At 54.7% G+C, this 13,935-nt stretch carries 10 protein-coding genes; 7 read left to right on the top strand and 3 right to left on the bottom strand.

Annotation, left to right across the window (positions count from 1 at the left end; all coding sequences use genetic code 11):
- Window positions 1-130 precede the first annotated feature (130 nt).
- Window positions 131-511 (top strand): ribonuclease E inhibitor RraB, encoded by a 381-nt coding sequence (locus ACGY09_RS07130; RefSeq protein ID WP_373650968.1) that lies wholly within the window; start codon window positions 131-133, stop codon window positions 509-511.
- 683 nt (window positions 512-1,194) lie between these two features.
- Complete coding sequence (locus ACGY09_RS07135) at window positions 1,195-2,631, top strand: efflux RND transporter periplasmic adaptor subunit (protein WP_397571014.1); 1,437 nt, start codon at window positions 1,195-1,197, stop codon at window positions 2,629-2,631.
- Between the two features lie 68 nt (window positions 2,632-2,699).
- Here ACGY09_RS07135 and ACGY09_RS07140 read toward each other — a convergent pair whose 3' ends face one another.
- Both ACGY09_RS07140 and tsaB read right to left on the bottom strand, forming a co-directional pair.
- On the bottom strand, window positions 2,700-3,269 hold the full coding sequence (locus ACGY09_RS07140; protein ID WP_397571015.1) for a M50 family metallopeptidase: 570 nt from the start codon (window positions 3,267-3,269) through the stop codon (window positions 2,700-2,702).
- A gap of 32 nt (window positions 3,270-3,301) precedes the next feature.
- On the bottom strand, window positions 3,302-4,033 hold the full coding sequence (tsaB, locus tag ACGY09_RS07145) for a tRNA (adenosine(37)-N6)-threonylcarbamoyltransferase complex dimerization subunit type 1 TsaB (RefSeq protein ID WP_397571016.1): 732 nt from the start codon (window positions 4,031-4,033) through the stop codon (window positions 3,302-3,304).
- 435 nt (window positions 4,034-4,468) lie between these two features.
- Between tsaB and ACGY09_RS07150 the strand changes: the two genes are divergently transcribed.
- Window positions 4,469-5,515 (top strand): TerC family protein, encoded by a 1,047-nt coding sequence (locus ACGY09_RS07150; RefSeq protein WP_397571017.1) that lies wholly within the window; start codon window positions 4,469-4,471, stop codon window positions 5,513-5,515.
- Window positions 5,516-5,684: 169 nt separating this feature from the next.
- Here ACGY09_RS07150 and ACGY09_RS07155 read toward each other — a convergent pair whose 3' ends face one another.
- Complete coding sequence (locus ACGY09_RS07155) at window positions 5,685-6,851, bottom strand: iron-containing alcohol dehydrogenase (RefSeq protein WP_397571018.1); 1,167 nt, start codon at window positions 6,849-6,851, stop codon at window positions 5,685-5,687.
- A 119-nt stretch (window positions 6,852-6,970) separates the two neighbouring features.
- Here ACGY09_RS07155 and ACGY09_RS07160 point away from each other — a divergent pair, with 119 nt between their 5' ends.
- The 4 genes from ACGY09_RS07160 (at window position 6,971) to ACGY09_RS07175 (ending at window position 13,935) form a co-directional block, all read left to right on the top strand.
- A complete protein-coding gene (locus tag ACGY09_RS07160; RefSeq protein WP_397571019.1) occupies window positions 6,971-7,801 on the top strand; it encodes a glutaminyl-peptide cyclotransferase in 831 nt (276 codons plus the stop codon).
- Window positions 7,802-8,004: 203 nt separating this feature from the next.
- Window positions 8,005-9,060, top strand: a complete 1,056-nt coding sequence (locus ACGY09_RS07165; protein WP_397571020.1) for an Ldh family oxidoreductase — start codon at window positions 8,005-8,007, stop codon at window positions 9,058-9,060.
- A 35-nt stretch (window positions 9,061-9,095) separates the two neighbouring features.
- Window positions 9,096-10,091, top strand: a complete 996-nt coding sequence (locus tag ACGY09_RS07170) for a 3'(2'),5'-bisphosphate nucleotidase (protein ID WP_397571021.1) — start codon at window positions 9,096-9,098, stop codon at window positions 10,089-10,091.
- A 169-nt stretch (window positions 10,092-10,260) separates the two neighbouring features.
- Window positions 10,261-13,935: an AAA family ATPase gene (locus tag ACGY09_RS07175; protein WP_397571022.1), complete on the top strand. Its 3,675-nt coding sequence runs from the start codon at window positions 10,261-10,263 to the stop codon at window positions 13,933-13,935.

A 13,935-nucleotide genomic window follows, 5' to 3' on the forward strand; every position in this document is an offset into this window, starting at 1 on the left:
CGCGTTGCATCGGCGAAGCTGCCTGAGAATTTTCGAACTCAGGCAAAGTGAATTGCTGCAGGGGTGGTCTGCCTCTAAAATTGGAGAGTGTATTGAGATTGCTCGCCCACGCAGAAACTGAGGCCGCCGTATGATTCCCAAGTCTGAATTAATTGAGATGTTCGAGGCCATCGCAGAACAAACGGACTGGGACATGTCCTCCGAGATGCTCTGGGGCTATTTCTTTACGGACGATGATCGGGATAAGCTTGAATCGTTCGCCGATCACCTCGTCGAACAAGGCTATGTTTTCGTGGAGATCGCAGAAGGGGATGAAGCCGACGATCCCCTGACGCTGCAGGTCGAAAAAATTGAGATCCACAATCCTGAATCGCTGTTCCAGAGAAATCAGGAACTGGCGGACCTCGCCCAAAAGATGGGAATCAGTTCGTACGACGGCATGGACGTTGGTACAATTGATGGCGACGACGACGATTTCGATGAGGAATACGACGACGATGACGAGGAATGATCCTCGATCTTGAGCCACGGCTGCTCGGGAACCAGAGATGATCGCGAAGCGGGACAATTGTCAGACCAGTGGGATGCTGCGCGTGATGGGGCGCCTGTGTCTGATTGTGTGCCTTTGGCAAGGTCCCCTGCCGTGGCTGCATCGTCACGACACGAATCTGATTGAGACTACGTCGACTGCGGCGGTGAACTTACGGCTGCATCTGGAGTCATTCCACAGCAATACTGAGGATGATCTCGGCTGGCATTTCCACTGGATCCTCCCCTGCTGGAACCATGCCTTCGACAAAGACTGCGAAGCCGATCAACCGAGTCGTGAATCGGTATCCGCCGACACGATAGTCTCGCTTCCTACGGGGCAGAATTCTCTTCCCGGGATGATTTCTGGTGGAAATTTTTGCGAATATGTCGTGTATTCGATCGACCTCACCGAATGCACTCTGATCCGATACCGCGCAATCACCAGACCTCTTGTTATTCCAGGTAACACTTCCCTACTGCGTTGTTAATGGCACAGGTTTGAGACGCGTCAGGGACCACGGAGTTTTAACCTGCTCCGATCAGTAGCCCTGATGCAGTCTCGACTTGCTCCGGGTGTGTCCGCTGAATCGTCCTTGCCAAGTGTGAACGATTGAGCGAGCCCACAACATCCAATCAAACCTCTGTTTGAATTGAAGACCCGCCATGAAACGCTTCGCAGCCATCACCGTCGGATTAGCACTACTCATAACGGCATGTGCTGTCGGTATTTCCTTCTGGGCCAAAAGAGCGCCCCAGGAAGTCCATGCCAGCAGCGAACCCGCCCCGCAGCAGGATGTCGTCGTCCTGCCTCAGGAAAAATTCAGCGCAGCTCAAATTGAGGTCGAGAAACCATCCTTCCGCGAACTTCAACCGATACGAACCGTCCCTGGTCGTATTGATTATGACGCAACTCGTCATGTTGAGGTCAAATCTCCGTTCGACGGACTGATTCAGCAGATCAATGTGAAAGTCGGAGACCGCGTTTCAGAACAGCAGGTCATCGCGATTGTCGACAGCCCTCAACTGGGCGAAGGCCGTGCGGATGTCTTACTGCGGGAATCCGACCTTGGACAGGCCGTCAGCGAGCATGACTGGTGGCATTCGATTCAAGGCAACCTGGAGGAATTGGTGGAACGATTGAAGACGCCTCAGGATATTCAGGATCTGGAGAAAGACTTTGCGAACAAGCAACTTGGTCAAGCTCGTCAGCAGATCCTGACCGCTTACTCAAGAATGAGACTGGCAGAAAAACTGAGCAGCAATTTGAAGCCTGCCAGCGAGATCGGAGCCGTGAGCATCCGGATGGCCCTGGAGACGGGATCAGCACGAGATACGACGACAGCCGAGTTCTTCGCGGCGTGCGAACAAGCGATTTTCGACGTCAAGCAGCGGCATCTGAAAGCGGAATCAGTAATGAATGATGCCCAGCGACGACTGGTCATCGCGAGGCAACGGCTCAGCGTGATCGTGAGTCAACCCTACGAAACGCTGGAAGATTTTGACCGGGAAGAGACTCTCAGCACCTGGCCCGTAAAGGCTCCTTTTAAGGGAACCGTCGAGGAGATTCTGCTGGCCCCTAAAGAACGCGTACAAACGTCGCAGGGGCTATTCCAGATCGCAGACACTTCACGGCTTTGGGTGCAGGCCGACATTCGCGAAAAGGATTGGAAATCGCTGGCTGTCACGCGGGGGCAATCGATTTCCGTGCAGACGCCTGCTCTACCCGGTGAGACACTCCCTGCAACGGTCGCGTTTATCGGCCGAAAGGTGGCAATCGATACGCGTGCGGTTCCGCTCACCGCCGAGATCGATAACTCGCAAGGAAAACTGCGGCCGGGCATGTTTGTCCGGGTCCTGATCCCCGATGGTCCGAAACGGAATTGTCTGACACTGCCTCAGTCCGCCATTGCATCGAACGACGGACGGACGTTTGTTTTTGTTGAAACCGGCCCTCAGCAATACCAGGTGAAAGATGTCACGATCGGCCTGAGCGTCGACAACTGGAGCGAAGTCCTGCAGGGGATTTCGCCCGACGACCGCGTCGTGAGTTCCGGTACAAATATTTTGAAAGCAGAATTCCTGCTGGAACCCGAGGACTAACCCTCGTGCGGCTCTCAAGGCGAAAAACCAGATCGCGATTGGTGAGGCTCAGGCGGTATCTCGACTGCTCAGTTGCCGCCGATGCACACTCCCACCAGGAGGACCACAAAGCATGCGAAAAAAGTGCCCCAGGCAATCGGTGGACTGACCCGGTGAGGAGTAGCTCCCAACCCGAAATGAACTCCCTGCCCATTCCAAAGGAGAAGTCCAAGAGGAATCGTAACCGCGCCGAAAAACCATAACAGCCACATTGGAGCCCCGTGGCTCAATAAGTCAGCCGAATCCCCAATTCGCAGCAGCGATCCGAATGCGATGTAGGCTCCATTCGCGATCAGACAGAAACCCGCGAAGAACCGCATTACGAAAGTTCCGGGGACCCGAAGCAGGGACAGCATGCCCCAGAAGCAAGTCGGAACAACCGCCCCGAAAAGGGGGCCCGCCCACGCAACCAGCAGTGGTTTGGGATTCGTCGCGAGGTCCGTACGAGAAATTGCTGCAGGATGCACAACGACTCGTTTCACGGTTCCACCCGTCAAAATTGCCCCGACGACGTGCCCCAGTTCATGCACCTGCTGCATACCAAACCAGGAAAGGAGAATTGTTGAGCCGATGAGAAGTGCTTGATGAAATCGACTCATCGGCTGGTCCCATAAACAAAATCCACCGGGATTCAAGGACTGATCGGCGGTGCTGCGCCCGCCTGAGCCGCCCGCTTTTCTTCAGCGGCACTCAACCGGAGGTAGAAGGGGGATGCTGACCAGAAATCGGTGTCCGCAGTTTCACCAGACAGTTCCGCTCGTTCGATCTCCAATCGTCCAATTTCCGCGATCACGCGTGCAGGGGGTTGGTCGAGCGGGATCCTTGTCACGGGCAGACTTTCCAGGATTCGATCGTCCCGATCCAGCTTCTTCAGTCCCGGTCCCGTAACGGTGATCGGCGATTGACAAAGATCGAGAAATGACGGGATCGATACAATCCGGATGGCGGACGTCTGGTGCCATTGAGAGTGTGCATCTCGGGAATATTCCCCCAGGAACAGATCGTCTCGTTGAGCATCTTCAATAACATGAAGGGGCGAAGCGTGGTCCGGCGTTCCGCTGGCAATAGCGGCAAACGTGTCGACGGCGATAAAGCGACACCCTGTCGCGTATGCAATGGTCTTGGCACAAACCATCCCGACTCGCAGCCCAGTAAAACTACCGGGTCCACGACTGACGGCGACCAATTGCAGGTCGCGTGGTGCAAGTCCCTGTTCGCGTAGAACTTCGCCGATTTCGAAAATCAACCCTTGGGCATGCTTGCGCCCCGCCTGATTCAAACGCCGTTCGCCGAGCAGTTCACCATCGCGGGTGAGGGCCACCGACCCGTCTACACCACTTGTTTCAATTCCGAGGACGAGCATCGAAGTTCATTGCCAACCGAGTTCATAGACAAGCCGCAGGGTAGAATAGCGGCGCATCGGTCGAAAAGGCGAGCACACGCTTCCATCACGCTCTGACTTTCCCACTTTTTGACACACGTTAGACTTCGCATGGACGGCAAAGTCGGTCAGAGTTTGGACTTGTTTGGGACTGCGAATCGGCGATACTCCGGCCATCGTCGAATTCATTTGATCCGCCAGTCCCTCTTTTCCGTTAGCAGGCTGCGCAAGCTTCTCTGCTGACGCTATACTCTCGACCACCGGAGGCAGTCCAATCGCCGCATGCGGCGGGACTGCCTCCGATAGTTGATGAACGATGGATTGGCCCGATTACGATGTCTCGACGAGAATCGAATTTCTGCCAGATCCGCTGAATTGGAATTTGACGACCAGTTATCTGGACAAAGGGGCAATCGCGTGACGGGGTTAGTATGGGCAGCGTTTGTGCTGCTGATTTTGATGATCCTCGCATTTGATCTCGGTGTCTTTTCTCGTGAAGCGAAGGCGCTGACCGCAAAGACAGCCCTGATACGTACTGCGGCCTACTTCGTATTGGCGCTACTGTTCACCGCCTTCGTTTACTTTGCATACGACAACCATTGGTTCAACCTGGGTGTGCTTCCTCCGGTAGATCCGAATGTCCCCTTCGATGCCACTGGTCTTCCAGACTCAGGATGGGAAGCCGCAGTCCAGTTTTTCATGGGCTACATGCTCGAACAATCGCTGAGCGTCGACAACATTTTCGTCATTGCCCTGATTTTGTCGTACTTCAAGGTGCCAGGGGCATACCAGCACCGAGTCCTTCTGTGGGGGATCCTGGGTGCGCTTGTCATGCGGGCTGTCATGATTTTCGCCGGCGTCGCTCTGATCGAACGATTTGAGTGGATGACGTATATCTTCGGTGCATTCCTGATCTTCACCGCTCTTAAGATGCTGTTCTCGGGCGAAGACAGCGAAGTGGATTTCGAGAAAAACATCCTGATCCGCATGCTGCGGGGCCGTCTTCATCCTCAGTTCGTCGAAGATCATTTTTTCACACGTGTGGATGGCCGGTTCGCAATAACACCGCTCTTTCTCGCACTCTTGATGGTCGAAACGACCGACCTGGTGTTTGCAGTCGATTCCATTCCTGCCGTGATCGGGCTGACACGCGACCCGTTTCTGGTCTTCACTTCAAACGTATTCGCCATTTTGGGGCTGAGGAGTCTGTACTTCGCACTGGCTGACCTCATGGGCCGGTTCCACCTGCTGAAATACTCACTGGTCATCATTCTTGGCTTCGTTGGAGCCAAGATGCTGCTGGAAAAACATCTTTTCCATAAGAATGAAGAGACGGAAGCAATGATCAATGGCGTTTCGTTCGCCATCATCATTCTGACGCTCGTTGGTGGTGTCGCCGCCTCGTTCGTGTTCCCTGACCATTCGAAGGCCGAGGAAACACTCGACGAGTCCCCCGCCGCCTAATTTCTACATTCGAATCTGCCTGAAGAATTTTATCGACTGGCAGAGATGGTCATCATTGGAACCGGAGACGCGCTTAAGCATTGGTGCGATGGCGCGCGAGCACAATTTCGCCCGAATTGAAACGAGGCGGGGAAGCCGTGAACAGACTTCCATTCATCCAGAATGCCCGTCACCAAAGCTGCTGAAGGATGCTAAGAACTTCACTGTCGCTGACGTCGCGCGGATTCCCGTTCATACTGTTCCCGCGCGAACTCACGGCAATGGCAGGGAGTTGGTCGATTTCCACCCCGATGGATCTCAATCGTGCAGGGATGCCGATCTCGTGACACAGTCGATCGATGCGGGCAATGAACGCTGCGGCGGACGCTTCAGACGTTGGATGACTCTGGTCGAACAGTGCCTCAAGTCGGGCCAACGGTTTCTCACTTACGTGCTGATTCACGCGCAGCGCCGCAGGAAGCATGACAGCACAAGCAAGTCCGTGAGGAACACGGCAATGGACACCCAACGCAGCAGCCACTCCGTGCGCGAATCCAAGTCCTGAGTTGGCGAGAGCCATCCCGGAGAGGAGTGCGGCGTGGGACATGATTTCCCGCTCGGAACGCAACGTTCCATCCTGAACGACAGCCCGAAGTGCGGGCAACGCCTTCTCCAGTGCAGACAAGGCGAGTGCCTGGGGAATGGGAGCCGCTCGACGAGAAATGAATGATTCGATTAACTGCGTAATCGCATCCATTCCGGTATAGGCCGTGGTCTCGCGAGGCAGACTGACGGTCAGTTCGGGGTCGACCAGTACCACACGGGGAATCATGTGGTCACTGCGAAGACTCTTTTTGAAAGGAGGTGAGTAGGACGAGATCACCGCATTCTTGGTGACTTCGGTTCCCGTTCCAGCAGTCGTCGGAACAGCGATGACGCTCAGGGGACGTTCCGAGATTTGATATCCCCGCCCGACACCTTCTAGAAAGTCAACGACACTGGAACTCTGCCGGTTCGTGGCACACGCGGCAGCAGCTTTCGCCAGGTCGATCGTGGATCCTCCACCAATGGCGACAACGACATCCCGATCGGTCGGCTCAAGCTTCAGAAACGAAGCAACCAGGGCATCGACATCGCTGACTTCCGGCTCGTGTGATGCCGCTTCGAACTGGTGAACCGTCAGCCCTGTTGCGGCGATCGCCTGCTGGAGTTCGTTGATCAGGCCACGTCGCTCGAGAGTGCGACTGCCGGAAACGAGAAAGACCCGCTCACCGAGACTGGCACAGAGCTTCCCGAGTTCAGTTCGACGTCCCCAACCGAACGTAATCTGATTTGGCGAAAAAAAATCGTAGTTCATGGTAGGAACAAGGATACCTGAAAACTCTCTGGACGTCTTCGCCTCTGACTGCGACATTATTCTGGATGACATTTTTGAGCAGGAACTGGCTAATTCTGGCGGCCCAAAAGGATGCTGTAATGTCGGGACAATTAACTCCCAAAGTTGGATCGCCGACACGAAATTCCCGCTGGGGTATCGTGCTGCTGTTGTTGGTCAGCAGCGTGGCTGGTATCAGCGTGTTCGCACAATCCAAGCGGGCTCTCAAAGGGGAAGTCTGGGGATACAAGTTGGTCGCGGCCTATCCACACGACCGTACGGCGTTCACGCAGGGACTTGTGTTCGCGAACGGGCAGTTACTGGAAGGTACAGGGCAGAAAGGGGAATCGTCGCTACGCCGAGTCGATCTTGGAACGGGCAAGGTGGAACAGATTGCACCTCTCAATTCCCACTACTTTGGCGAAGGAATCACGGTCCTCAATGATCAGGTTTACCAACTGACCTGGCAGAATCGAATCGGTCTCGTTTACGACATCGACACGTTCGATGTCAAAAAGACGTTCCAGTATTCCGGAGAAGGGTGGGGCCTGACAACCGACGGCAAACACCTGATCATGAGCGACGGCTCGGCAACGATTCGTTTCCTCGACCCTGAAACGTTTCAGGTCGCTCGACGAATCAACGTTCACCGTCGGGACAATAAAGAGAAGATCGGTCGCCTGAACGAACTGGAATATGTCAACGACGAGATTTGGGCAAATGTCTGGTACGAAGACCACATCGTCCGTATTTCACCGAAGGACGGCACGGTACTCGGCTGGATCGACTTATCTACTCTTTACCCCAGAAGCCAGCGTACCAGCAACGAAGAAGTGCTGAACGGCATCGCCTACGACCCCCAGAAGAAGCGGCTGTTCGTGACGGGAAAGAACTGGCCACAACTGTTCGAAATCACCGTCGGACAAAAGTGATCGACAGAGTCAAACGCGCACCGAGTGCCGAAGAGAAGTGGCACCCGACCGCAGCAATTGACATGGTTATGTCACGCAGAAACGGTGAGGAACCATTGCCCCTCACGCCCCCATCCTGGGTTTTGTCATGTCGTTCTCCTCTGTTACACTAGTTATTCTGCTGAAGAATTTCTCTTGGGAATCTCTTGGGAAGAGGTGTCACGTTGCCCGTTCTGAAGCCTGCCGATCTGACCGCATTCGCTGCTGAACTCTTTTGTGCCGCTGGCGTCAGCCGCCCCGACTCTGACGTTGTCGCGGCAAGTCTTGTCGAGTCAAACTTGCGGGGGCATGATTCACACGGTGTGATGCGAATCCCGTTTTATATCGGCAAAGTCAAAGATGGGTCATTGAATTCCAGCGCGCAACTGACCATTGAAAAAGAGTCGGCAAGCTCTCTGGTTTGTGATGGCGGATGGGGTCTGGGACAAGTCCTGGCGCAGGACCTCATGAAGCGGCTCATTACCAAGTGTCAGACCTCAGCAATCGCCTGTGGAACACTCCGTCGCACCTGTCATATCGGTCGGTTAGGTGAGTACGCTGAGATGGCAACCGAGCATGGTTTGACGGCGATGGTCATCGCCAACAACCACGGCGCGGCACCACGCGTTTCACCCGTCGGTGGCAAGCGCCCCCGGTTAGGAACCAACCCGATCTGCATCGGCGTGCCAGGGGGCTCAAAAGGGCCCTTTATTTTCGATATCGGGACCAGTGCCACCGCGGAAGGCAAAGTAAGAGTTAAGAAAATCGCGGGACAACCTGTACCATTCGGCTGGATCCTTGATCCGGATGGAAAGCCAACAACGGATCCCAACCAGCTCTATGGCAACCCTCCAGGAACGATTCTCCCCCTGGGCGGCGATCAGGCATACAAAGGGTTCGGCCTGGCATTTATGATTGAGATGATGGCAGGAGGACTTTCCGGAGGGCAGTGTTCCACACCCAACCCACCTCCGCCGTTAGGCAATTGCGTCGTCTTCTGGGTCATTAACCCCGAGTTCTTTGGCGGCACCCAGCATCTGCAGAAAGAGATTGGGCAACTCGAGACTTACGTTCGCGAAGTCCCGCGGATTGATGGTGTCGACGCAATCATGCTTCCGGGAGATCCGGAAAGACAGACACGACAGTCGAGAACGGCATCCGGAATTCCACTCGATGAGGGGAACTGGCAGGCTCTTGTCGATCTCGCTCACCAACTGAATGTCGCTGTCCCTGCTGTCTGAATATTTCGCCACTCCAGTGCAATAGGATTCTGAATATGTCTCATCCTTATGAGGATGAATTACGCGTAGGCTTGGCCGTTGTCCGTAGCGCTGCCCGAATCTGCCAGGTCGTCCAGGCGGCAATCACGCCCGAAGTTCTCGATAAAAAAGATAACAGCCCTGTCACTGTCGCCGACTTTGCCAGTCAGGCAGTGATCTGCCATGGACTGAGTCAGTCATTCCCCGCCGATCCGATCATTGCGGAGGAAGATTCGATGGCACTGCACCAGGAAGAGAATGAAGGATTCCTGCGTGAAATTCATGCGCTGATCAATGCGCACTACCAGACGGCAACGCACAACGAAATCTGTGACTGGATCGACCGAGGTGGTTCAAAGGAATTCGCCCCTCGCCAGTGGACACTCGACCCCATCGATGGAACAAAGGGATTCCTGCGTAAAGAGCAGTACGCCATCTCGCTGGCGCTGATCGTCGATGGTCAACTGAAAGTCGGGATCCTGGGATGTCCGAACCTGGGAACAACTAACAATTCAGGTGATTCCCTGTATTATGCGGTTGCAGGTGTCGGTGCTTTTGCAACGCAATTGAACGAGTCAGCAGAAGTCAGGCAAATCCACGTTACGAAGACCACCGATTCGTCTGCTGCACGATTCTGCGAATCGTATGAATCAGGTCATAGCTCACACAACGAATCCGCTCAGATCGCCAGTCGTCTGGGAATCACCGAGTCGCCTGTTCGGATCGACAGCCAGGCAAAGTATGCCCTCGTTGCCGGAGGCGAAGCCGACATTTATTTGCGACTCCCCGCAAAGACCGGTTACTTTGAAAAAATTTGGGACCATGCTGGTGGTGTTCTGATCGTCCAGGAAGCGGGCGGTACGGTGTCAGACCTGCAAGGCAAGCCGCTCGATTTCTCTAAAGGGCGTGAGCTTCGAGAGAATCGCGGGGTGATCGTCACGAACGGAGCTTTGCAGGCGACGATTCTTGCTGCGGCGCAGGCGGTTACCGCTGCCAGCCAGGCAGGTGGTTGATTCCGTAGTCCGACTGCATGAGAGGAATCGCAACTGCCATGACATTCCGTGGGCAGCAATCCATGTTGAGGGAATCCCGCGTGTTATGAAGTGAGACATAAGTTGCTCACGCAGTTGTGGCAGTCGCAGTAGGCATGCATCGGGCAGGACGGAGAAGGGCGGAATCCGCATGTGGTTTTCAAGACTCGATCTGCTGGCGTTCGGAAAATTTACGAACGTACAACTGAATCTGGACCGAGGCTTCAATCTCGTGTTCGGCCCAAACGAGGCGGGTAAAACCACGACCTTGCGGGCAATCCGCCAGCTTCTGTTCGGTTTCGACGAACGGACTGCTGACGATTTCGTGCACAAGAAACCGAACTTGCGTGTCGGCGGCATCGTTTGCAACCGAGCCGGAATGCAGCTTGAAGTCATTCGAAGGAAGTCACGCAATGACTCGCTTCGAGCTGCGGACGACACCACTGTAATTGATCCCCTGCAATGGGATCAGATGCTTTGCGGAATTGACGAGAAGACCTTCCGTCAGCGTTATGGAATTGACTACGAGCAACTGACGGCGGGTGGACATCAGATCGCCGTGGGCACCGGTGATCTGGGGGAAATTCTGTTTGCAACCGGTTCCGGCGTGATGGACCTGAACTCAGTCAAAAAACGACTGACAGACGAAGCTGCCGAGATCTTTAAGCCCCTTGGCAAGAAACAGCGTCTGAACGTATTTCTCAGTGAATGGCAACAAAAGAACGATGACGTCCGCGTGCGCCAGCTTCCGTTCTCGAAATGGGAAGACGCCCACCGCCTGAAATGTCAGATCGAGGCTGAACTTCATCAGTTCCAGACCAAACTCCTGGAATTTGAAACCGAATCGAGCCGACTGCAGCGATGGCAACAGGCAATTCCACGCGCAAAAGAATACGACACTCTTCAGGAATCAATGGCATCTCTGAAGGATGTTCCTCGGCTTCCTTCTGATTTCGGGGCGAAGCGTCAAAACGGATTACTCCTGCTGAAAGAGGGAGAGGGATACGCGAGTTCTGCAGCGCAGTCGATCAGGACTGCTGAGCAGGAGCTGGCTGCCCTCTCACTCTCCGACGATCTCCTCGGCCGGTCCGATGTGATTTCGAAACTGATGGCCGAATCTGGTTCGAGCCAGAAGGCGATCCGCGACCGGCATCATTTGAAACAAGAGCAAGATGAACACGTTCGGTTGATGGAACAAATTCTCAGCTCCATTGGACGAACCGGATCCGAGTCACTCTCGGTCGAAGTTACTCTGGAACGAGGCTTTCAGACGCAACTTGCGACGCTGGGAAATCAACTGGCGATTGTCACTCAGTCCCAGCGTGATGCGCAGGCACAACGAAAAAGACTGGGTGAGCAAACGCAGGAGCTTCGAGGCGCACTTTCCAAGTTGCCTCCCGAACAATCGTTGAGTCACATGAAGACGGTGCTCCGCACAATTCAAGGGGAGGGTGACCTGGAGTCCCGCCTCATGGAGACTCGCACTGAAGTCGCCACCCTTCAGCTTGAGATTGAACAACAACTCACTCAACTGGGATCCGCCAGGTCAGGATTGGAAACGCTTGCGTCGCTAAAGCTTCCTGAAAGCGAGATTGTGAAGCAGTTTGAACGCGATTTCCAAACCAACCAGAACGAGCACAGTTTAGCCCGGTCTCTCATCGCTCGACACGACGTAGAGATTCAAACGCTCCAGCAGGAGATCAACCAACTCCGCGTCGAATTTCAGGTTCCCACTGAAGCGGACCTTCAGGAAGCCAGACAAACACGAGACGTGGCCTGGCAACAGATCCGCGACAGTCTACTTTCGGGAGCATTGCCCAATGCCGGATCACTCCAGAGCTTTGAAGAACTGGTAACCCACGCTGATACCGTTGCCGATCGGTTGAGGCAGGAAGCAGACCGCGTCGCACAGCTCGCAGACGCACTCTCGGACTTGCAAGAGACACAGAATCAATTGCACCAGTCGCTAGATCGGCTCACGCAGTTGGAGGACGTACGTTCCGAACTGGAAAAGCAGTGGCAGTCTTACTGGCCAGCCACGGTTCAGCCAGTGCCGAGTCCTGCGGAGATGCCATATTGGTTAGCAGGACGTGAAACACTTTTAAAGAATCACGATCTGCTTCGACGACGACGCATCGAAGTCGAAGCGATGGAACAGCGAATCCGCGTGAACGTGAAGCTGTTGAGTGATCTATTGCGTTCCGAGCCGGAAAAGACTTCACCTCGATCCGCAGCGACCGATTCAGAACCATCGCAGTTCGGTTCGCGTCCATCTCTCACGTCGCCACAGACACCGCAGCTTTCCTTCGGTTGGGACGAGGCCGCAGAAGCAAGTGATTCTTCGCCGGGTCGCGAAAGGTCAGACTGGGCGGCAGTGTCTCCGAATTTGAAGCAGTTGCTGCTGCAAGCCGAAGGGGAACTATCACGTGCGGAAGAACTCCAATCTTCACGCCGAAAGATCATGGATTCGCTCAGCCGTGCAGAAATGGACCTCGCCGGACTCGATGAGCGTGAGCAAGAGCTCGAGAGCAAGTTGACACAATGGCGAACACAATGGCACGGAGCAATGGCACTGCTGCAGCTGCCACCAGAGACGACGCCTGACGCGGCGACGAAACATCTCGAAATCTTGAACCAGTTCGCCGACCATCAAAGGCAAGCAAAGCAACTCGCATCTCGAATCAAAGGGATCGACGACGACATAGAACGTTTTGAGGCAGATGTTCATTCCCTCTGCTCCGAAATAGCTCCCGATTTACTCTCGGCTGCCACTCATGAGGCAGTCCGCACGCTTCACGAGCGCCTGGTGGCATGTCAACGTGAAGCGACGATACGCAGTTCACAACTGAAAAAGATTGAGCAGGCGCATACGCAGCGCAAAGAAGCAGTGCGACTGAGGAGTCAGGCACACGCGCTGACAGTAGAACTGTGTCGTATCGCGGGATTCGCTCCGCCCGCACCTGGAGCCACTGATCAGGAATCCGCAGACCTGCTTCAGGAGACACTGCATCAGCTCGAATCGATTGAACGTTCGTCTCGTGCTTGCAATGAGCATCGGGAAAAACTTGAGCGGGTTGAAGAGATTCTGATCCAACTGGCAAGTGGACAGGATCTGAATGAATTCCTGTCAGAAGTTCGTCAACAGTCTCCTGAAGACCTCGCAAACCGACTGAATGAGATCGAAACGGGAACCAAACACGCAAACGCAGAACGAGATCGACTCAACGTTCAGCTCGGGGCTACGAACCTGCAACTGAAACAAATGGAAGCGGGGACCGGTGCCGTTGAAGCCGAAGAAACACGGCATCAGTACCTGGCCCAAATCCGAAGCGATGCGGAGGACTACATTCGCCTGAAGCTTGCCAGTACCGTTCTGCGAGTCGCAATAGAAAGCTACCGTGAAAAAACGCGAGCTCCGGTCCTGAAGATCGCTGGCGAATTTTTTCGCGAGCTCACCCTCGATTCCTTTACTGGCTTGCGCGTTGAAGAAGATGCCAGCGGCAAGCCGTTGCTGGTCGGATGTAAGGCTGATTCGACACAGACTGTCCCAGTCGATGGCATGAGCGAAGGAACCTGCGACCAGCTTTACCTTGCACTGAGACTCGCCAGTCTGCAGCTTGAGGTAGAGCCGCGTAAGGACCTGCCGCTGATCATCGACGACATTCTCATTCAGTTCGATGACGCCCGCTCAACTGCAGCACTTCGGCTGCTGGCGCGGATTGCGCAACAACGCCAGATCATTTTTTTCACCCACCACGAACACTTGCTCGATATCGTCCGGCAACATCTCGCCTCGGAGTGTCACATTCACCGTCTGGGAGTCTGA

Origin of the sequence: Schlesneria sphaerica (assembly GCF_044336245.1) — a bacterium.
Taxonomy (GTDB): domain Bacteria; phylum Planctomycetota; class Planctomycetia; order Planctomycetales; family Planctomycetaceae; genus Schlesneria; species Schlesneria sphaerica.